General features: G+C 64.2%; 22 protein-coding genes. 10 read left to right on the top strand and 12 right to left on the bottom strand.

Features of this window, described 5'->3' with window-relative positions; all coding sequences use genetic code 11:
- Nucleotides 1-123: 123 nt before the first annotated feature.
- From O1Y97_RS01620 to gcvA (O1Y97_RS01610), 3 genes are all read right to left on the bottom strand, one after another.
- The gene (locus O1Y97_RS01620; RefSeq protein ID WP_318762848.1) at nucleotides 124-1,545 is read right to left on the bottom strand and encodes a hypothetical protein; all 1,422 of its coding nucleotides are present in this window, start codon (nucleotides 1,543-1,545) and stop codon (nucleotides 124-126) included.
- 429 nt (nucleotides 1,546-1,974) lie between these two features.
- On the bottom strand, nucleotides 1,975-3,279 hold the full coding sequence (gene pncB, locus O1Y97_RS01615; RefSeq protein ID WP_318762847.1) for a nicotinate phosphoribosyltransferase: 1,305 nt from the start codon (nucleotides 3,277-3,279) through the stop codon (nucleotides 1,975-1,977).
- 169 nt (nucleotides 3,280-3,448) lie between these two features.
- The gene (gene gcvA, locus O1Y97_RS01610) at nucleotides 3,449-4,411 is read right to left on the bottom strand and encodes a transcriptional regulator GcvA (RefSeq protein ID WP_108605757.1); all 963 of its coding nucleotides are present in this window, start codon (nucleotides 4,409-4,411) and stop codon (nucleotides 3,449-3,451) included.
- Between the two features lie 208 nt (nucleotides 4,412-4,619).
- Here gcvA (O1Y97_RS01610) and speB point away from each other — a divergent pair, with 208 nt between their 5' ends.
- From speB to O1Y97_RS01570, 8 genes are all read left to right on the top strand, one after another.
- Nucleotides 4,620-5,681: an agmatinase gene (gene speB, locus O1Y97_RS01605; RefSeq protein WP_108605756.1), complete on the top strand. Its 1,062-nt coding sequence runs from the start codon at nucleotides 4,620-4,622 to the stop codon at nucleotides 5,679-5,681.
- Between the two features lie 93 nt (nucleotides 5,682-5,774).
- Entirely contained in the window at nucleotides 5,775-6,578 is an 804-nt protein-coding gene (locus O1Y97_RS01600; protein ID WP_318762846.1) for a transporter substrate-binding domain-containing protein, read from the top strand.
- Between the two features lie 3 nt (nucleotides 6,579-6,581).
- Nucleotides 6,582-7,250, top strand: a complete 669-nt coding sequence (locus O1Y97_RS01595; protein WP_318762845.1) for an amino acid ABC transporter permease — start codon at nucleotides 6,582-6,584, stop codon at nucleotides 7,248-7,250.
- Nucleotides 7,247-7,894, top strand: a complete 648-nt coding sequence (locus tag O1Y97_RS01590; protein WP_108605753.1) for an amino acid ABC transporter permease — start codon at nucleotides 7,247-7,249, stop codon at nucleotides 7,892-7,894. The genes O1Y97_RS01595 and O1Y97_RS01590 overlap by 4 nt, the downstream gene beginning before the upstream one ends.
- Before the next feature lie 79 nt (nucleotides 7,895-7,973).
- Nucleotides 7,974-9,062, top strand: a complete 1,089-nt coding sequence (locus tag O1Y97_RS01585; RefSeq protein ID WP_404801240.1) for an ABC transporter substrate-binding protein — start codon at nucleotides 7,974-7,976, stop codon at nucleotides 9,060-9,062.
- Nucleotides 9,063-9,256: 194 nt separating this feature from the next.
- The gene (locus O1Y97_RS01580) at nucleotides 9,257-10,294 is read left to right on the top strand and encodes an ABC transporter ATP-binding protein (RefSeq protein ID WP_108605752.1); all 1,038 of its coding nucleotides are present in this window, start codon (nucleotides 9,257-9,259) and stop codon (nucleotides 10,292-10,294) included.
- Nucleotides 10,291-11,145 carry an ABC transporter permease gene (locus tag O1Y97_RS01575; RefSeq protein WP_108605751.1) on the top strand — a complete coding sequence of 285 codons (855 nt, stop codon included), beginning with the start codon at nucleotides 10,291-10,293 and terminating at the stop codon, nucleotides 11,143-11,145. The genes O1Y97_RS01580 and O1Y97_RS01575 overlap by 4 nt, the downstream gene beginning before the upstream one ends.
- Nucleotides 11,142-11,942 carry an ABC transporter permease gene (locus O1Y97_RS01570; RefSeq protein WP_108605750.1) on the top strand — a complete coding sequence of 267 codons (801 nt, stop codon included), beginning with the start codon at nucleotides 11,142-11,144 and terminating at the stop codon, nucleotides 11,940-11,942. The genes O1Y97_RS01575 and O1Y97_RS01570 overlap by 4 nt, the downstream gene beginning before the upstream one ends.
- A gap of 36 nt (nucleotides 11,943-11,978) precedes the next feature.
- Here O1Y97_RS01570 and O1Y97_RS01565 read toward each other — a convergent pair whose 3' ends face one another.
- Nucleotides 11,979-13,382, bottom strand: a complete 1,404-nt coding sequence (locus O1Y97_RS01565) for an MATE family efflux transporter (protein WP_318762844.1) — start codon at nucleotides 13,380-13,382, stop codon at nucleotides 11,979-11,981.
- A gap of 185 nt (nucleotides 13,383-13,567) precedes the next feature.
- A complete protein-coding gene (gcvA, locus tag O1Y97_RS01560; protein ID WP_108605748.1) occupies nucleotides 13,568-14,461 on the bottom strand; it encodes a transcriptional regulator GcvA in 894 nt (297 codons plus the stop codon).
- A 132-nt stretch (nucleotides 14,462-14,593) separates the two neighbouring features.
- Here gcvA (O1Y97_RS01560) and O1Y97_RS01555 point away from each other — a divergent pair, with 132 nt between their 5' ends.
- Nucleotides 14,594-14,773 (top strand): hypothetical protein, encoded by a 180-nt coding sequence (locus O1Y97_RS01555; RefSeq protein ID WP_246389596.1) that lies wholly within the window; start codon nucleotides 14,594-14,596, stop codon nucleotides 14,771-14,773.
- A gap of 99 nt (nucleotides 14,774-14,872) precedes the next feature.
- Nucleotides 14,873-15,508: an HAD family hydrolase gene (locus tag O1Y97_RS01550; protein WP_318762843.1), complete on the top strand. Its 636-nt coding sequence runs from the start codon at nucleotides 14,873-14,875 to the stop codon at nucleotides 15,506-15,508.
- Between the two features lies 1 nt (nucleotide 15,509).
- Here the strand turns inward: O1Y97_RS01550 and O1Y97_RS01545 are convergent, their stop codons facing one another.
- From O1Y97_RS01545 to O1Y97_RS01515, 7 genes are all read right to left on the bottom strand, one after another.
- Nucleotides 15,510-16,268 carry a class II aldolase and adducin N-terminal domain-containing protein gene (locus tag O1Y97_RS01545; RefSeq protein WP_318762842.1) on the bottom strand — a complete coding sequence of 253 codons (759 nt, stop codon included), beginning with the start codon at nucleotides 16,266-16,268 and terminating at the stop codon, nucleotides 15,510-15,512.
- A 64-nt stretch (nucleotides 16,269-16,332) separates the two neighbouring features.
- On the bottom strand, nucleotides 16,333-16,968 hold the full coding sequence (gene ureG, locus O1Y97_RS01540; protein WP_318762841.1) for an urease accessory protein UreG: 636 nt from the start codon (nucleotides 16,966-16,968) through the stop codon (nucleotides 16,333-16,335).
- Nucleotides 16,965-17,405, bottom strand: a complete 441-nt coding sequence (locus O1Y97_RS01535; RefSeq protein ID WP_318762840.1) for a DUF3995 domain-containing protein — start codon at nucleotides 17,403-17,405, stop codon at nucleotides 16,965-16,967. Before O1Y97_RS01535 ends, ureG begins: the two co-directional genes overlap by 4 nt.
- The gene (locus O1Y97_RS01530) at nucleotides 17,402-18,094 is read right to left on the bottom strand and encodes an urease accessory protein UreF (protein WP_318764271.1); all 693 of its coding nucleotides are present in this window, start codon (nucleotides 18,092-18,094) and stop codon (nucleotides 17,402-17,404) included. The genes O1Y97_RS01535 and O1Y97_RS01530 overlap by 4 nt, the downstream gene beginning before the upstream one ends.
- Nucleotides 18,066-18,617 (bottom strand): urease accessory protein UreE, encoded by a 552-nt coding sequence (locus O1Y97_RS01525; RefSeq protein WP_318762839.1) that lies wholly within the window; start codon nucleotides 18,615-18,617, stop codon nucleotides 18,066-18,068. Before O1Y97_RS01525 ends, O1Y97_RS01530 begins: the two co-directional genes overlap by 29 nt.
- 186 nt (nucleotides 18,618-18,803) lie before the next feature.
- Nucleotides 18,804-19,259 (bottom strand): DUF29 domain-containing protein, encoded by a 456-nt coding sequence (locus O1Y97_RS01520; RefSeq protein ID WP_318762838.1) that lies wholly within the window; start codon nucleotides 19,257-19,259, stop codon nucleotides 18,804-18,806.
- Nucleotides 19,260-19,417: 158 nt separating this feature from the next.
- Nucleotides 19,418-19,963 (bottom strand): peroxiredoxin, encoded by a 546-nt coding sequence (locus O1Y97_RS01515; protein ID WP_318762837.1) that lies wholly within the window; start codon nucleotides 19,961-19,963, stop codon nucleotides 19,418-19,420.
- Between the last annotated feature and the right edge of the window lie 37 nt (nucleotides 19,964-20,000).

Here is a 20,000-nt window from a genome sequence, read left to right as displayed (position 1 = left end):
ATGTGAAGCTGTTTCCCCCGGAACATGGTCCGGAGCGAAAAATTGCATGTATACAAACTAGATCACCAATCCCCGGAGGTGGCAATAGTTGCTTCCCCAAGGTCAAAACCAGCTGCATTTGCACTATCCCGCGGTGGCTGTCGAGAGCAGCCAGAGGCCGAAAACGGTGTAGCCGATCATCAGCAATGTCAGCGGCAACTGGCTGAGCGAGGCGCGGGTGGCGGAGGGGTGCAGCCGCCAGGCGAGCAGGTGGGCGACAAGCACCGCCAGCACGTGCCCGCCAACGATCGCTACCGCCTGCAGGTTCCAGATCAGCCACGCGGACTGGGCGCCCATGGCGATACCTGCCTCGACCGGCATGTGTGCGGTGCCGAACAGGTTCCAGCCGAGCGCCAACGGGTCCGACAGCGCCACCAGCGCGTATTGCCCGTTGACCAGCAGCGACGTCAGGTAGTGCGAGAAATGATAGGCGAGCGCGATCGGAACGATCGACCAGACAAACAGGCCGGCGGACTTGTGGAGGGGCTGTGTGCTGCGAACCAGCCTTTCGCCGACAAGGACGGCGAGCAGGCCGATGGCGGCAAGCAGGATAAACATCGCCGCCAGGCCGAGACTGTTGGTGGCGACAAGTGCCGAGCGGCCGGGCAGTTCGAGCGGGTTGATACCGTTGAGGCCAAGCCAGAAGAAGGTCTTGGAAAAGCCGTCGAAGGACACCGAAGCCAGTGTCGCGAGCAGGAACAGTGCGCCCGAGGGCGGCAGCGGCTCGGCCTCGTTGAGCTTGGCGCCGGGCCAGCACAAGGCAAGGCGCAGGCGGGAGCCGTCCTGTTTGCCGTCGACGATGCCGAAGCGCGCGATCATGGCGAAGAACGCCGACAAGAACTCGCCCTGCCGGCTCCAGCGCTCGTAGCCGAAGGCGAGCATGGCGGCCAAGGAGAACAGCCAATAGGTGCCGGCGGCGATGGCGAGGCGCGCAGGGTCGTCGGGGGCGGGGTAGATCAGCTCGAACCAGGCGAAGGCAAAGAACAGGATGAAGGCCGGCCAATAGCCGACCCAATCGGGCAGGCGCAGCGGGCTGTCGCCCCCGGCCTTGGCGTCGAATGCTCGACTGACCAGGCGATGCGGCCCGTACCATGGGTTGAGCCAATGCCACAGATTGCCGAACAGGCCCTGGGCCAGCGTCAGCCCGACCCAGAGCAGTGTCCAGATCGTCAGCGGCAGCGGGTTGGAGAGCGGGTCGCGTGAGCCGATGAACCCGGCGGCGACAAGAGTTGCGAAGACGGCGAAGGACACGAGGCTGACAGGCAGCCGCAGGTCGGGGATCGAACCGAGGGGCAAACGCCGGCGCCAGAAGGCTGTCAGCCGCTCCGGTGGCAGCAGCGCCAACACCAGGAAAGATGCTGCCACGGCCAATGCTGCGCCGGCTATGTAATGCCCTGTCGGCAGCAGCAGGACGTGGCCGCGGTCGGAGGCATGGGCGAGTGCGGGCAGGGCATGCCATGCGAGCGCAGCGCATGCGGCGAGCATCACCGCCGCGCTGTGCCGCATGGTTCTGGCTATGCTGGTTTGATGTCCCCGTATCACGCTCTCGATGTGCCATATGGCCGGGGTCGCGGGAAGGGCACTTGCCTTCTCTCCGTTGTGGGAGAAGGTGGATTGGCGCGCAGCGCCGAGGCTTTCACCGCCAGCCGCCGCAAGGCCCGGACTTGGGGGCTCATCAGGGAAGAACCGACCTGTCGGCCCGGCACCGGCGCTGCCCGGTGCGCACCGGGGTCCCGTGGAAGATCGCGAGGGCAATGATAGTTTGCGCTTGCTGGGCCATTCCATTCTGGACCACAGCGGCAGTTGCCATGCCGTGAAGTGGCAGCTGCCGCTGCGGTGCAGAAAAAGCTCGTTCATTCTCGAATCGACAAATGCATCAAGCGTGAAAAACCCTCCACGTTCGATGAGACCAGCCTGAGTATTCCAAACCCGGCGCTACACCTTCACCAACTGTTCCACCCGATCCTTCTCGCCGAAGATGCGGAGGTAGCGCGCGATTTCCTTTTTGTCGCCGGTGGCCTTGGCCGGGTTGTCGGAGAGCTTGACCGCGGGGCGGCCGTTGGCCTCGGTGACCTTGCAGACCAGCGAGATGGCGTTCAGCCGGTCGGTTTCCTTGGGCGCGCAGCCCTCGAAATCGTTGGTCAGGTTGGTGCCCCAGCCGAAGGACATGCGCACCTTGCCCTCGAAATGGCGGTAGGTCTCGATGATGGTGTCGACGTCGAGGCCGTCGGAGAAGATCAGCAGCTTCGAGCGCGGGTCCTGGCCCTTCTTGCGCCACCACTCGATGATGCGCTCGCCGCCCTCGATCGGCGGGGCGCTGTCGGGGCGGAAGCCGGTCCAGTCGGCGACCCAGTCGGGCGCGTCGCGCAGGAAGGCGGCCGTGCCGAAGGCGTCGGGCAGGACGATCAGGAGATTGCCGCCATAATAGCGCTGCCAGTCGCGCAGCACCTTGTAGGGTGACTGCTTGAGCTCGTCCTCGCTGTTGGCGAGTGCCGCGTAGACCATCGGCAGCTCATGCGCGTTGGTGCCGAGCGCCTCGAGGTCGGTGTCCATCGCCAGAAGCACGTTGGAGGTGCCGGTGAAGGCCTCGCCGATGCCCTCCTTGAGCGCCTCGACACACCAGCGCTGCCACAGGAACGAGTGGCGGCGGCGGGTGCCGAAGTCGGAGATCTTGATTTCGGGCAGCATCTTCAGCTGCTCGGTCTTGTCCCACATCTTGGCCTTGGCGCGGGCATAAAGCACGTCGAGCGCGAAGGGGCCGAAGGCCTTCATCGCCGAGCGCGAGCGCAGTTCGTTGATGATGGCGAGTGCGGGGATTTCCCACATCGAGGTCAGCACCCACGGGCCGGCGAAGGTCAGTTCGTACTGGCCGTCGCGCTTTTCGAGGTGATAGGGCGGCAGCTGGAAGTTCTCGAGCCAGGCGAGGAACTCGGGCTCGAAGATCTGCTTGCGGCCATAGAAATTGTTACCGCCGAGCCAGATCATCTCCTTCTTGGAGAAGCGCAGGGTGCGGGCATGGTCGAGCTGTTCGCGCAGCTCGCCTTCATCGATCTCCACGGCGAGCTTGACCGACGTCGCGCGGTTGATCAGCGAAAAGGTGGCGTCGACCTTGGGGTGCATGCCCCAGATCATCTGCAGCATCAAAAGCTTGTAGAAGTCCGTGTCGAGCAGCGAGCGGACGATCGGATCGAGCTTCCAGGTGTGGTTGTACACCCGCCTTGCAATATCGGTCCTGGCCATGCCGCTTCATCCTCCTTGGCGCACCCGCCCTGTCGGGCAGGCGCGCGCCGCATCCTCGCTGTTAGCATTGGGATATAGCGCGGGGGCGATCAAGGCGCAGGCGAGAAAAAAGCAGCCTTGGCCCTATGGTTGCATCGGCCGAACAAGAAAGATGAGGCAGCCCTAATGCTTAGCCGGTCGCCGTTGCTTTTTGCCCGCGGCGCTTGCGGATGCTGATCTGGCCGGTGACGGCCTGTTCGGTGCGCGCCGGCAACTCCTCGCGTTGGGCGAACAGCCAGTCGATGAAGACCTGGGCGATCGGCGCCGATTTCACCTCGTTGCGGCAGACGACGTAGAAGGCGTCGACCGCCGGCACCGACAGGTTGAACGGCGTCACCAGTTGTCCCCTGGCGAGCATGCTCGACGCGGTGACGCTGTCGCCCAGCGCCAGACCGTGGCCGTGGACGGCGGCTTCGGTGGTCAGGCTCGCGCCCGACATGTGGTGTTGCTGCACCGGACGGACGTCGAGCGCGTCGGCGGCCGCCAGCCAGGTGTGCCATTCGCGGCCGTCGTCGGCATGCAAAAGCACGTGGTCGGCAAGGTCGCGGACGCTGCGGATCGGCCGGTTGTTGATCAGCGTCGGGCTGACGACGGGAAACAGCTCCAGCGTCGACCATTTCTTCAACCAGCAGTCGGTCCAGCTGCCGTCGCCATAGAGCACGCAGACATCGACGTCGGGCGCATGGATGTCGCGGGGGTCGTTGGAGGCGTTGAGGCGCAGGCTGATGCCGGGATATTGCGAGGTGAAGCCGCCGACACGGGGCACCAGCCAGAGCGACAGCAGCGCCGGCACGCAACTGACCGTCAGCTTGCCCGAACTCGTCGGCCGCGTCATGCGCGCGGTGGCCGAGGCGATGCTTTCGAAGGCGCCGGTCACGGCCGGGAGCAGCTCGGCGCCCTGCGGGGTCAGCTTCAGCCGCGAGCCGGCGCGCTCCAAAAGCTTGACCTTGAGCGTTGCCTCCAGCGCCCGGATCTGGTGGCTGATGGCACCATGGGTAACGTTGAGCTCGCCCGCCGCCTTGGTCAGCGAGCCATGGCGTGCGGTTGCCTCGAAGGCGCGCAGCGGGTTCAGCGGGGGCAGGCGCCGGGACATGAAATCTCCGTGTGGAGTGGCGTCGCACTGTGAGAAATTCTCACACCGCAGACCTTAACATTATCAATTGCTATTTCAACGGCGCTGCCGGAAACTCACCGCAATAACAACCAAAAAGCATGCGGGGAACACGAGATATCAGGCTGACCGCCGGGAGCGGACGGCCGCAGGCGATCGTTCCCGCATTGCGACTTTTGAGGAGGCAATCATGGGTTTCGACGTCAACAAGCTTGCCGAGCTGCGCCAGAAATACGGCGAAGGCCACGGCGGCGATCTGTTCGACCCGAAGTTTCGCCGTGTCGCCGACAAGATCTTCAACAAGGCCGGAACCCGGCTGGCGCCCTATTCGGGCGTACCGACGTTCCTGACAGCCCCCTATCTCCAGGTCGACAACGACAATCCCGATTTCGGCGACCTTCAGGTGGCGATGATCGGCGTGCCGATGGATCTCGGCGTAACCAACCGTCCGGGTTCGCGTTTCGGCCCGCGTGCGCTGCGCACCATCGAGCGCATCGGGCCTTACAATCACGTGCTCGACTGCGCCCCGGTGCAGGAACTGCGCGTGGCCGACATCGGTGACGTGCCGTTCCGCAGCCGCTATCGGCTCGAGCTCAGCCATGAGGACATCGAGCGCCGCATCGGCCAGGTCGTCGATGCCGGCGTGGTGCCGCTGTCGGTCGGCGGCGACCATTCGATCACCCATCCGATCCTCAAGGCCGTCGGCAAGAAGCGCCCGGTCGGCATGATCCACATCGACGCCCATTGCGACACCGGCGGCGCCTACGACCTGACCAAGTTCCACCATGGCGGCCCGTTCCGCAACGCCGTGCTCGACGGCGTGCTCGACCCGACCCGCGTCATCCAGATCGGCATCCGCGGCTCGGCCGAATATCTGTGGGAGTTCTCCTACGAGTCCGGCATGACCGTCATCCACGCCGAGGAGATCAGCGGCATGGGCATCCCGGCCGTCATCGAGAAGGCCAAGAAGATCGTCGGCGACGGCCCGACCTATCTGTCCTTCGACATCGACAGCCTCGACCCGGCCTTTGCGCCCGGCACCGGCACGCCCGAGGTGGGCGGGCTGACGACGCGTGAAGTGCTGGAGATCGTTCGTGGCCTCAAGGGCCTCAACCTTGTCGGCGGCGACGTCGTCGAGGTGGCGCCGCAATATGATTCGACCACCAACACCGCGCATGCCGGCGCCCAGGTGCTGTTCGAGATACTGAGCCTGATGCTGTTCAGCCCCTTCGTCACCGGCAAGGATGCTTGATCACAGCAATTTCGACTGGCCGCTGTTTGGGAAGCGGCGGCCAGGTGCTAACGCGACTGTTCAACAAACAAACATTCCAGAGGGAACCACGACATGAACATCAAGACGCTTCTGCAATCGACGGCAGCGGCCCTGCTTGTCGCAGGCACCGCCATCTTCGCCGTGCAGCCCGCCAATGCCGACGCGCTCGAAGACATCGCCAAGGCCGGCCAGGTCAATGTCGGCGTCTTCGCCGATTTCCCGCCCTTTTCCTCGGCGAGCGCCGACATGAGCCTCAAGGGATATGACATGGATGTGGCGCAGGCCATCGCCGACGCGCTCAAGGTCAAGCTCAACCCGGTACCGGTGACCGGCCAGAACCGCATTCCCTACCTGACCGACAAGCGCGTCGATTTGCTGATGAGCGTCGGCTACTCCAAGGAACGCGAGCAGGTCATCGACTTCGCCGCGGCCTATGCGCCCTACTACATCGCCGTGATTGGCCCCGCCGAGCTCAAGGTCGCAGGCAAGGAAGACCTCGCCGACAAGTCGATCGCCGTCAACCGCGGTACGCTCGAAGACACCTCGCTGACCGAGGCCGCACCTGCTGGCGCCGACATCAAGCGCTTCGACAACTACAACGCCGTCATCCAGGCTTTTATCTCGGGCCAGACGCAGCTGATGGTGGTTGGCAATGACGTCGGCGCCCAGGTGCTGGCCCGCCAGGAGGCGCTGAAGCCGGAGCAGAAGTTCCAGCTTCTGACCTCGCCGTCGCATATCGGCCTCAACAAGAACGAGGAAGGCCTGAAGAAGGTCATCAACGACACGGTGGCGGCGATGCTCGCCGATGGCCGGCTCTCGAAATCGTCCGAGGCGTGGCTGAAGGTTCCGCTCAACCCCGAAAACCTCAAGGATTGATCGGTGGGCTACAGCCTCGACTTCGGCTGGCTTGAAGGGGCTGCGGGCGCAATCGCCCGCGGTGCCGCCATGACGGTCTTTTTGATCGTGGTGACGACGATTGCCGGCACGCTGATCTCCGTGCTGGCCGCCGCCGGCCGCCGCAGCGGACCGAAATGGCTGAAGCGCGCCATTACGGTCTATGTCGAGGTGATCAGGAATACGCCGTTCCTGGTGCAGCTGTTCTTCATTTTCTTCGGCCTGCCGAGCCTCGGCATCCGGCTCGACCCGATCGTCGCTGCCATCCTGGCGATGACGCTCAACATGGCGGCCTATACCACCGAGATCGTCGGCGCCGGCCTCGATGCGGTGCCGAAAGGCCAGCGCGAAGCGGCCGCTGCTTTGGGCTTGCGGCCGCGCCTGGTCTTCGTCAAGATCGTGCTGCCGCAGGCGCTGAAGGTCATCTTTCCCGCCCTGACGAGCCAGATCGTGATCATGATGCTCGAGTCTTCGGTCGTGTCGCAGATCGCAGTCAGTGAACTCACCTACGAAGCCGATATGCTGCAGGCACGGACCTTCCGTCCCTTCGAGACCTATTTCGTCGTGGCGATGATCTATCTCGGTCTTTCGATACTGCTGCGCCGCCTGCTTGTCGGCGTCGGCCGCCGCACGCTCTCGGCAGGTGTGACATGATCGAGTTCACTTTCTGGGACATCCTGCGCAACCTGGTCTTCGCCACGCGCTGGACGGTGCTTTTGTCGATCGCGGCCTTTGTCGGCGGCGGCGTCGTCGGCATCGCCATCCTGTTTTTGCGCATCTCCAAGACCAAATGGATGCGCCGCTTTGCCAGCGGCTATATCGCGCTGTTCCAGGGCACGCCGCTGCTGATGCAGCTGTTCTTGATGTTCTTCGGTCTGCCGATGCTCGGCTTCCGCATCGAACCATGGACGGCCGCAGTGCTCGGCCTGACCTTCTTTGCCAGCGCCTATCTCGCCGAGATCTGGCGCAGCGGCGTCGATGCCTTGCCGCGCGGCCAGTGGGATGCCGGTGCCAGCCTCGGCCTGCACTATGTCCAGGAGCTGCGCCTGATCATCCTGCCGCAGGCCTTCGCCATCACCCGCGCCCCCGTCGTCGGCTTCCTCGTCCAGCTGATCAAGGCCACCGCGCTGACCTCGATCATCGGTTTCGAGGAGCTGCTCAGGACCTCGAACGCCATCAACAACGCGACCTTCGAGCCGTTCACCGTCTACGGCTTGGTGGCGCTGATCTTCTTCGTGCTTTGCTATCCGCTCACCCAATACGCCCGTTCACTGGAGGCCCGCGCCGCAGCACGCTGAACCACACTCAGTCATTATCCATCATAAGAATCCGTGGGAACAGCCGGCGCAAAGCCGGCAATAAATGAGGAGAAGACAAATGACCAAGATACTGAACCACCCGATGAGCCGCCGCGCCGTGCTCGGTGCCGGCGTCGCCTCGGCCGGCCTGCTCGCCATGCCGTCGATCCTGCGCGCCCAGGAGAAGTCGATCAAGATCGGCGTCTATGGCGGCTACTTCAAGAAGTCGTTCGACGAGCACATCTTTCCTGAATTCACCAAGGCGACCGGCATCGCCGTCGAGTCGATCGCCGAGCCGACCGGCGAGGCCTGGCTGGTGCAGCTCGAGCAGGCCGCCAAGGCCGGACAGGCTCCGGCCGACATTTCGATGATGTCGCAAGTAGCGACGCTGAAGGGGCAGGCCACCGAATTGTGGACGCCGATCGATGCGGCCAAGATCAAGAACCACGCCAATCTGCTCGATCACTTCATCAACAAATATCCTGACGGCCGCATCGCCGGCATCGGCGCTGTGGCGTGGTACATCACGCTGGTGACCAACACGGATGTGTTCAAGGAGGCGCCGACTTCCTGGGCTGCCCTTTGGGACCCGGCAAACGCAGACAAGCTCGGGCTTCTGGCGCTTGCTTCCAACTCGTTCCTGCTCGAGGTGACGGCCACCACCTTCATGGGCGGCACCAAGGCACTCGACACCGAGGAGGGCATCCTCAAGGCGCTCGAGAAGCTGGCCGAGGTCAAACCGAATGTCCGGCTGTGGTATCGCGACGAAGCGCAGTTCGAACAGGCGCTGAAGTCCGGCGAGATCCCGATGGGCCAGTATTACCACGACGTCACCGGCCTTGCCGCGGCTGACGGCCAGCCGGTGCGCTCGACCTTCCCCAAGGAAGGCGGCATCCAGGACTCGGGCAACTGGGTCATCTCGCGCGCCTCGACCAAGGTCGACGAAGCGCACATCTTCATCGACCATATGAGCCAGCCGGCGGTTCAGTCCTTGATGTCGCGCAAGGTTGGCACTGCGCCGACGCTCAAGAAAGAGGTTCTCGACCTCAAGCCTGAAGAGTTCGCCGCCGTCTCGTCGGACATTCCGCCGATCATCCCGCGCTACGACCTCTACACCACCAAGGCCGACTGGATTAACCAGAAGTGGACCGAGCTGATCGTCGGCTGATCTGGATTACCCTCCCCCTTGTGGGGAGGGTGGCCCGCAGGGCGGGGTGGGGTACCCGCGAAACACTGAGCTTGCAGACCCCCACCCCGTCGCTTCGCGCCGACCCTCCCCACAAGGGGGAGGGTACCAGCGCCTTCGCTGCCGACGGCAGTGCCATGCAATTCGTAGAACCTTCAAACGAGCAGGTGCCCCTCATGTCCGGACTCGTGCTTAAGGACATCACCAAGTCATTCGGCAGCTTCAAGGCTGTCGACACCGCCAACCTGTCGGTGCCCCACGGCAAGTTCGTCTGCCTGCTCGGCCCGTCTGGCTGCGGCAAGACCACGCTGCTGCGCATGATCGCCGGGCTCGAGGATCCGTCCAGCGGCGAGATCCTGCTCGACGGCACCGACATCACCCCGGTACCCACCCACAAGCGCAATCTCGGCATGGTGTTCCAGTCGCTGGCGCTGTTTCCGCATCTGTCGGTCGGCGACAACATCGCCTACCCCTTGCGCATTCGCGGCGCCTCGCGCGAAGACCAGAAGAAGCGCTCGGACGAGTTGCTCAAGCTCATCCATCTGAGCGGGTTTTCCGATCGCCCGGTGGCCAAGCTTTCCGGTGGCCAGCGCCAGCGCGTCGCGATCGCCCGTGCTCTGGCGCTATCGCCGAAACTGTTCCTGCTCGACGAGCCGCTGTCGGCGCTCGACGCCAAGCTGCGCGAGGCGATGCAGGTCGAGTTGCGCCAGCTGCAGCAGCGGCTTGGTATCACCACCTTCGTCGTCACCCACGACCAGCGCGAGGCCATGACCATGGCCGACCTCGTCGTCGTGATGGGTCACGGCAAGATCCTGCAGGCGGCCCCGCCGATCGAAATCTACCGCAAGCCGGCCGACGCCTTCGTCGCCGACTTCATCGGCATGACCAACCTGCTCGATGCCACCGCCGACAGGCTCGGCCGCGTCTCGGTGCTCGGCCAGGCCATTCCCAACCTTGTGATGCCCGAAGGCCTGACCAAGGCGTCCGTGTCGATCCGCCCGGAGGACGTGCACCTCGGACCGGTCGGCGGCGACGCGATTGCCGGCACCGTCACCTTCGTGCGCGACCTCGGCGGCACCATCGAGACCTTCGTCGAGGCCGGCGGCAAGACCATCGTTGCGGTCGCCACGCCGCGCGAGCGGCCCGAAGTGGTAGCCGGCCAGCAGGTCGGCCTGATCCTGCCGGCGGAAGCCTGCGTGGTGCTTAAGTCATGAAACGCGAGGCGCCGAAATCGCTTGCAGATTACAGCCCGCTGTTCTTCCCCGGGCTGATGCTGATCGTCTTCTTCGTGATCCCGTTCTCGACGATGATCGCCGTCAGCTTCTTCCAGCGTGATCCCTCGGGCTTCTATACGCCCGATTTCGTCTTCACCAATTATGCTCGCTTCCTCAGCTTGTTCTTCGGCAAGGTGCTCGGCTTTTCGCTGGTGCTGGCGGTGATGGTGGCGATCTGCTGCGTCGTCATCGCCTTCCCCTTCACCTTCCTTTTGACCAAGCGGCCACGCAAGGTGCAGACGATCTGGCTCGTCTGCCTGCTGTCGGTGCTGTCGCTGTCAGAAGTCATCATCGGCTTTGCCTGGTCGACGCTGTTTTCGCGCACCGCCGGCATCACCAACCTGTTTGTCGCCATCGGCCTGATGAAGGAGCCGGTGGCGCTGCTGCCGAGCTTTTGGGCGGTGCTGACGGGCATGGTCTACCAGGCGCTGCCCTACACCATCCTGGTGCTCTATCCGGCTTTGGTGCGGCTTGATCCGACGCTGCTGGAGGCCGCGCGCACGCTCGGTGCCTCGCCGGTCAGGGCGTTCATGAACGTCGTCGTGCCGGCGCTTCGCAACACCATCGTTGCCACGCTGATCATGGTCTTCGTCTTCGCGCTCGGCTCGTACCTGCTGCCGCAGATCCTCGGCCGGCCGTCGCACTGGACGCTGTCGGTGCTGATCACCGACCAGGCCATCTATCAGTCCAACATGCCGTTTGCCGCGGCGATGGCGGTGTTCCTGGTGTTGATGTCACTGGCGCTGGTGGGGCTGACGCTGCTTGTCGGACGCAGGGAGAACGCGCTGTGAAACAGACATTCCTTCGCCGGCTCTATTTCGCGGCCGTTGCCCTGTTCCTCGCGGCACCCCTGATCGTCGTTGCCGGCGTTTCGGTCAACGAAAAGCAGGACCTGGCCTTTCCGCCTAAGGGCTTTTCGCTTGCCTGGTATGCGCAGATCTTCGCCGATCCGGAATGGCGCAAGGCGCTGATCGCCTCGCTGTCGCTGGCGGTAACCGCCGCAGCCCTTGCGGTCGCCATTGCCCTGCCGCTGGCCTGGTTCCTGTGGCGGCGCATCGCACCCTGGGCCAACGTGTTCCAGATCCTCGGGCTGGCGCCGTTCATCCTGCCGCCCGTGATCACCGCGCTCGGCATGCTGACGTTCTGGGCGACCACGGGTTTCTACGGTCAGCCGTGGACGGCGGTCATCAGTCACGCCATCTTCTTCGTCACGCTGCCGCTGGTGACGCTGTCGCTCGGCTTCGCCTCGATCGACCGCTCGCTGGTCGAGGCCGCGGCGACGATGGGCGCCGACGATCGCACGGTGCTGAAGACGGTGGTGTTGCCGCTGATCCGGCCCTACCTCGTCTCGGGCTACGCCTTTGCCTTCGTGCTGTCGCTCAACGAGTACATCGTCGCCTACATGACCATCGGCTTCACGCTCGAAACGCTGCCGATCAAGATATTCAACGCCCTGCGCTACGGCTATACGCCGACGATGGCCTCGGTGTCGGTGTTCTTTGTCGCCGTTGCGGCTCTCGTGTTCGGACTGATCGCCAGGTTCGGCGACATCAGGCGGCTACTCGGGGCGATGTCGTCGGAAAGCTGATGCAACAAGGGCCGCGGTTTTCCGCGGCCCTTTCCTTCAGATCACCGGCTTGTCCATCAGGCCGAGCTTTTCGCGCCTGAGCCAGCGCCAAAGAAGCAGAACCGAGACCACCGCGAGGCCTGTGAACAGGCCAATCCAGATGCCACGGCCCTCGAAGCCGAAACGGAAGGCGAGGACGACGCCGAGCGGCAGGCCGACGCCCCAATAGCCTATTGCCGCGAGTATCATCGGCACCGTCGTGTCCTGCAGCCCGCGCAACTGGCCGGCTGACACCGCCTGGGCGCCGTCGACCACCTGGAACAGCGCCGCGAACACCAGGAAGCTGACTGCCAGGCCGATCACCTGGGCGTTGGCCGGGTCGCCGACGTCGATGAAGGCCGAAATCAGCAGATGCGGCCAGAACACCATCACCATCGCCATCAGCGCCATGAAGCCGACGCCGAGCACATAGGCGGTCCAGCCGGCGCGGGTGATGCCGTCATGGTCTTTTGCACCAAATGCCAGCCCGACGCGCACGGTGACGGCCTGGCCGAGGCCGAGCGGGATCATGAACGTCACCGCGCAGATCTGGATGGCGATGGCATGCGCCGCGAGCGAAGCCGAATTGATCAGCCCCATCAGGAAGGCGGCGGCGTTGAAGATGGTGACCTCGAAGGCGAGGATGCCGGAGATCGGCGCGCCGAGCTTCAGCAACGCCATGAAACGCGGCCAGTCGGCCCGCCAGAAGCGTCCGAACAGCCGGTAGCGGCGGAACTTCTTTTCCGTCATCACCACGGCGGCCATGCCGACAAACATCATCGCACTGGCGATGCTGGTGGCAAGGCCGGAACCGGCGATACCCATCTCGGGGAAGCCCCATTTGCCGAACACCAGAAGCCAGTTGCCGAGCGCGTTGGCGGCGACGGCGATAGCCATGATGACCAGTGCCCAGCCGGGGCGCTCGAGCGCCGAGATGAACGAGCGCAAGACGATGTAGCCGAAGAACGGCAACGCCGCCCACTGCAGGTGATGGACATAGATGCCGGCCTGTTCTGCCAGCTTGGGGTCCTGGCCCATGACGAGCAGGATCGCCTCGGTGTACCACAACAGGGCCCAGATCGGGATCGAGATGAGGACTGCCAGCCACAGGCCCTGGCGCACTGTGCGGCGGACATCACGCACGGAATGTGCCTTGCGGCCAAGTTCGGCGGCCATCATCGGCGAGGTCGCATACATCAGGCCAAGCCCGAAGATCAGCGGTGCGAAATAGAGGTTCGAGCCGAGCGCGCCGGCGGCAAGCGCATCCGGCCCCAGCCGGCCGAGCATCATCACGTCGGTGGCGGTCATGGCGGTCTGCGCCAGGTTGGTGAGGATCATCGGCCAGGCGAGCGCGAGCATCGCGCGAAGCTCGTCGCGCCAAGGACTTGCCGGTGATTGCGCGCCGGTTTCGATCGCAGACATGTTTTCCGTCTTTCGTGCCGATTATCGCGAGAAATGCCGCCGATATCGTTCGATTCGGCCTCAAAACCTTCAGTTTTGCCTCGCCGTGGTCAGCTTTTGAAGCAAACCGCCCGACGTGGCAAGCCGTCACGGGCGCCAAGCATTGAGCCAGCAGGGTCGCGAATGCCCGCGCGCGGCGCGGCCGTTCAGCCGCCGAAGTCGGCGATTTCGGGCAGGATCCATTCGCGGAAGGCGCGGATCTTGGGCACGTTGCGGCGCGCTTCCGGATAGACCAGCCAGTAGGCATGGCCATCGTCGCCAAGCAGGTCGAAGGGCTGGATCAGCCGGCCCTCGGCGATCTCGTTGGTAAAGAACTTGCGCGTCAGGATCGCCACGCCCTGGCCGGCCATCGCCGCATTTGCCTCATAGGCCTGCGAGCCCATCGAGGTGTCGGGCCGCCCCTCCAGGCTGTCGGTCGGCACGTTCGCCAGTTCGAACCAGCGCTTCCACCAGACATCGGTCGGATCGAGGATGCGCAGCTTGAGCAGGTCGGCTGGCTCCTTCACCCCGCCGATGCTGTCGGCCAGGCGAGGGCTGAGCATCGGCGTATATTGGGCGCGGAAAAGCAGGTGGGAGACCAGGCCCGGCCAGGCACCGTCTCCGGAGCGGATGCCGATATCGACTTCCTCGCGCGCAAAATCGACCATGTGGCTGGATGTGTCGAGCCGCACGGCAATGGCGGGATGGCGCATCTGGAACGAGCCGATATGCCGGGCCAGCCAGTTGGAGGCGAAGGTCAGCACGGTGGAGATGCACAAGGTGCCGCCCGATCCGGCCCGCGCCGCGGCATAGGCCTCGCCCAGTATGTTGAAGGCGTCGCCGACGGCCGGCGCCAAGCGGCTGCCGGTTTCGGTCAGCACCACTTGCCTGGGTTTTCGCAAGAATAGCGGCGTGCCGACCCGCTCCTCCAGGAGCTTGATCTGGTAGCTGACCGCCGCCTGGGTCATGCCGAGCTCGGTCGCAGCCTTGGTGAAGCTTCCATGGCGCGCGGCAGCCTCGAAAACCCGTAGCGCCGTCAGCGGCGGCAGTTGCTGGCTCATGCCAGGGGCATCCTATGCATAAGGGCTCTTAATGGGTCGTGATCGACGTTCAATTGGAAATGCCAATCATTACAAACCAATATGTAGGCCAACGCATCAGCACTCTTCAAGCAACTCATAAGGATGACGATCATGGCCACGGTACAGGCAAGTCTTATCCATTGCGAGCAGATCAGCTGGACTGCGCGGCTGGCTGCCGTCTTCGGCGTGCGTTCCCGGCGGCGGGTCCTCGATGCCAGGGACCTCTCCGACCACCTCAAGCGCGATGTCGGGTTCCTCGACGGCAACAGCCCCTGCGGCCGGCGTCGCTGAAGGCCGGACGCACGCGCATGTGTCCTCGAAGGCCATATGAACGGTTCATTTCCGCCGCCAAAGCTCCTATGAGCAATGGGGTGAACAAGGACCGGTCAGATGACACCGAAGGCAGTGTATTGGGATATGGACGGCACGCTGATCGACAGCGAGCCGCTGCACGAGCAATCGCTGGTCGCCGCACTGCGCAGCGTCGGCGTCGAGCCGCCGGTCGATCTGCACGCCCGCGTCGTCGGCCAGGCGGCGCGGCCGGTCTATGAGGTCTTGCGCGAACAATTCGGCCTCGGCCTGGAATTCGACGACTGGATCAACCTGAAATACAACCACTATATGAGGCATGCGCCGGGTCTTCTGCCGCGTGAGGGCGCGATGGAGATTTTCCGCGACCTCAAGGCGAGCGGCGTGATCCAAGCGATCGTCTCGAATTCCGACCGCATGGTGGTTGACGTCAATCTGCGTGCCGTCGGCCTTCACGAGCCGGCGATGAAGACCATCAGCCGCAACGACGTGCGCAACGGCAAGCCCGATCCCGAGCCCTATCTGCGCGCCGCCTGGCTGACCGGCATCGATCCGGTCGACACGGTGGTGATGGAAGACAGCGTCACGGGTGCCATCGCTGGCGTCGCCGCCGGCATGCGCACCATCTTCTGGCCGCAGGACAGGATCGATGGTCCTGCCGGCGCACTGATCGCGCATAGCGCCGCAGAGGTCAGGGAACTGCTCGGGCTGGACTGAGTTAGCTCCGGTACGTCGGCTCCTGCTCGTCGAGGATCGCCTTGAGCTCGGCGAGATGGCGTTCGGCCTGGCCGGGATAGTCCTCCTGCTCGAGTGCCGCCTTTTCGGCGATCTCGTCGGAGAGCGTGCGCAACGGCCGGCCAGTCCACAAGGCCTTGATGTAGGTCTCGCAGGCGCGTTCGAAATAATAGAGCCGGTTGAAGGTGTCGGCGACGCTGTCACCGATGACCAGCACGCCGTGATTGCCCATGATCATCACCTTGACCTTGGGATCGGAGAGCAGGCTGGAACAGCGCTCGCCCTCTTCCTCGAAGGCGAGCCCGCCATATTGGCCATCGACGACGTGGCGGCGGAAGAAGATCGCCGTGTTCTGGTCGATCGGCGGCAGGGTGGAATCGGCCAGCGAGGCAAGCACGGTGGCGTGGATCGAATGCACATGCATGACGCAGCGCGCATGGGCGCAGTTGCGGTGGACCGCACCATGCAGGCCCCAGGCGGTCGGGTCGGGCGCATTGGGCCCGCTCATCGTCTCGGGATCGTTGGCGTCGATCAAGAGCAGGTCGCTCGCCTTGATGCGCGAGAAATGCACCTGGTTGGGGTTCATAAGGAACTTCGAGCCGTCGTCGCTGACGGCGAGCGAGAAATGGTTGGCCACCGCCTCATGCATGTTGAGCCGCGCCGTCCAGCGGAAGGCGCAGGCGAGGTCGACGCGCTCTTCGTAGAACGGCAGGTTGGTCTGCTTGAGCTGGGCGACGGCCATGTGTTCCTCCCTCTCTCCGGCTGGGGGAAGAGTGCCGCGTCATGTCAGGTGCGGCAACCGCCGCTCAGGCTGAAATCCGTTGGTCCAGCCGGAGCCCGCCATTCTCCACGATGAAGTCGATGACCGCTTCCAGTCCCTTGCCGCGCGACAGGTCGGTGAAGCCGAACGGGCGCTTGCCGCGCTGGCGGGCGGCGTCGGCTTCCATGACCTCGAGATCGACGTTCACATAGGGCGCGAGGTCGCTCTTGTTGATGACCAGGAAGTCGGAGCGGGTGATGCCGGGGCCGCCCTTGCGCGGGATCTCTTCGCCCTGGCAGACCGAGATGACGTAGAGCGTGATGTCGGCGAGGTCGGGCGAAAAAGTCGCCGCCAGATTGTCGCCGCCCGACTCGATGAAGACGATGTCGAGGTCGGGGAATTTGCGGTTCATCGCGGCGATGGCCTGGAGATTGATCGAGGCGTCCTCGCGGATGGCGGTGTGCGGGCAGCCGCCCGTCTCCACGCCCATGATGCGCTCTTCCGGCAGCGCCTGGAGGCGGGCGAGCAGCAGCGCGTCCTCCTTGGTGTAGATGTCGTTGGTGACGACGGCGATGGAGAACTCGTCGCGCAGCGCCTTGCACAGCTTTTCGGTCAGCGTCGTCTTGCCCGAGCCGACGGGCCCGCCGATGCCGATGCGAAGCGGGCCGTTTTTCGATGTCATGGCTGAAATCCCTTGATGGCGAGGAAGGCGAAGCCTGTGCCGACGAGCAGGCACAGCGGCGAATAATACAGCCGGTCGAGGCGGGCGAAGGGCATTTCCGGCGTCAGCCGACGCCACGCCGGGGTGAAGCCGGCGATGCCGCGGCCCAGGAACACCAGCGCGATCATCAGCGCCGAAGCGGCGAGCCCTGCTCTCGGGAACGGCGTGGCGAAGACCCCGACCAACGCCAGCGGCCACAGCGTCGCCAGCAACAGGCAGGCGGCAACGGCAAAGCAGGCGAAGGGCGTCGGCATGGCGTCGATGCCACGGAAGCCGGCGACCGCACGGGCGCAGGACGCCTGGTCGGTGCCGGGCCAGACGCCGCCGAGGCCCCAATAGACGTGCAGCGAGGTCAGGAGATAGAGCACCGCGGCAAGCGCGAAGGCGATCAGGATCATGAGCGGAAAAGCCTCGAGTGCTGGGTTTCGTGGCGCATGGCCACGATGTCGGAGGTAAGCGCCGCCGAGCCGAGGTCGTCGAGGCTCGACGCCGCAGCGCGGGCGGCAACCGCAAGCGCCACCGGCTCGAACGCGGCAACAATGCCGGTCGCAGCTACCTGGCCGACGACGCCGAGGCGGATCGCCGCCTGAAGAAGATTGGTCGAGAACGCCTGCAGATAGGCCGCAAGCGCATCCTCGAGCGCGACGCCATTGGCGCCTGAAACCGCACCGACGGCGACGCAGTAAGGGCAATCGGCAGGCAGTTTTTCAAGCACCGGATGCGGCCAGGCGGAGGCGGCGGTAAGGAAGGCCTGTCCCTGCAGCATCGTTTCCATGTGGCGTTCGCGCGAGCCGGCGAGCGCCTCGCCGAGTTCGGCGATCTCGGCGAGATCGCCATCCTCTCGGGCGCGGCGCCACGCTTCGGCGAACAGCACGGCATCGTTCCAGCCGGAGCCGAGTTCGGCCAGGGCTGCCAGCCAGCCGGCAAGGTCGTCGCGGCTGGCGACGAGCCCGTCATGCACGGCGCGTTCGAGGCCATGGCTGTAGGAGAAGCCGCCGACCGGGAACGCCGGCGACAGCCACGCCATCAGCCGCAGCAGCGCTGCACCCTTGCCGGGCTCAGTCATGGTGGTGATGGTGTCCGCCATGATGGTGGTTGTGATCGCCATGGTGGTGATCCCCATGGTCGTGCGCGTGACCGTGGCTTTGCCCATGGCTGTGGCCCTGGCCGGAATAGGCGCCGCGCACCGGCTCGAACGGCTCCAGGATGTCGCTGACCTGGGCGCCGAGGCCCTCCAACATCGCCTTGATGACATGGTCGCGCAGGATGAGGATGCGGTCGGCTTCGATCGCCGCCGCCAGGTGCCGGTTGCCGATGTGCCAGGCAAGTTGCGTCAGGTGTACCGCATCATGGGCGCGGATTTCATAGAGCTCTTCCTCGGCGGCAATGATCTCGGCGTGGCGGCCGTCGTCGAGCACCAGCACGTCGCCGGTTTCGAGCACGACGGGCTCGGGCAGGTCGACCAGCACGCGGTCGCCATGGACGAGTTCGATGGCGCGGCGGCGGATATGGCGTTCGTCATGGGCGAGCACGGCAAGGTCGAACGGCAGCTGGCGCTGCGCATCGGCACGGACGACTTCGGCGCGAATGAGATGGGGAGCGCGCAGCATCGGTAAGCTCTTTCCTTTTACATGAAGTCGGGGTGTTAGCCGGTTCGGGCAATGGTGTCGAACAGGACCAAAACCGCGATATCTGACAGGTACAGTAGCCGTGATGATGGCGTGATGGAATCGTCCGCTGCGGGTGGCGACAAAGTGCCACCAGCGCAGGGTGGCTAGCATCTCGATTGCAGCCAACTACTCCGGGAAGAATTCCAAATCGAGGACCTGACCAATGCTGAAAGGGCAATCTGACGGGAAGGCGTCTGCAAACAGTCCGGTTTCGGTGGCGGCGTTCGATCGTGCAAGTGCATATTCCTCGGCCAGAACCTTCCTCGGATAGCTGTTCAGGCTTGGGCTGTCCTTGACCACCCGCGAAATCCGCCAACGCTGTTCGGTAATCGTTGCTTTCCAGCTTCCCGCCCGCTGATCCGGCTGGAACCGCCACTTCAAAAGATGGACAAGCAGCACATTGAGCCTGCTTTCGATTTCGCGTTTGTCACTGCGCCCCAAGCTTTCGATCTCCTCGGCGAGATTTTCCCGGTCGAGATCCTGCAGATTTCCCTCGCGCAGCAGCGCGCCTTGCTCTGCGCACCAGCGAGCATAATCGGCCTCGTAGGGCGTCAATTGCGGTTTGCCGAAAATCTTGTTCATGGCACGCATCCTGCGCCGAAATACGCATATCGCCAATAGATCTTGGCGTGGATGAAGTTCCCGCGCCCTTTTCCGATTGACCGGCCGTATTCGAGGTAACAAAAAACCCCGGCGCGCGGAGACGGCCGGGGTTTCGATCTTGGCGAGAACACTGAAGCTTATGCGGCTTCGGCGACGTCGTCGTTCTTGAGCGCCTCAAGAATGTTCTGCGGCGAGGAAACGCCGTAGGGATCGCTGTCGCAATTGTCGGAGAAGCCTTCTTCCTCGAACCACTTCTCGATGCGGCCGTTGTTGATGACGGCGGCGTAGCGCCACGAGCGCATGCCGAAGCCGACATTGTCCTTGGCAACCAGCATGCCCATCTTGCGGGTGAATTCGCCCGAGCCGTCCGGGATCAGCTTGACCTTGTCGAGGTTCTGCGACTTGCCCCAGGCGTTCATGACGAAGGCGTCGTTGACCGACACGCAGTAGATCTCGTCGATGCCCTGGGTCTGGAATTCGCCGAACAGCTTTTCGAAGTCGGGCAGCTGGTAGGTCGAGCAGGTCGGGGTGAAGGCGCCCGGCAGCGAGAACAGGACGACGCGCTTGCCGTCGAAATAGTCGGCCGAGGACTTGTCTTCCCAGCGGAAGGGATTGGGGCCGCCAACGGCTTCGTCGCGTACGCGGGTACGGAAGGTGACGGCAGGAACTTTTTTCCCGAACATGTAGAACTCCATTTCCAAGATAGCCGGAGCCCCCGAT

The organism is Aminobacter niigataensis (genome assembly GCF_946995915.1).
Taxonomy (GTDB): domain Bacteria; phylum Pseudomonadota; class Alphaproteobacteria; order Rhizobiales; family Rhizobiaceae; genus Aminobacter; species Aminobacter niigataensis.
This window is presented reverse-complemented; position numbering and strand designations above follow the sequence as displayed.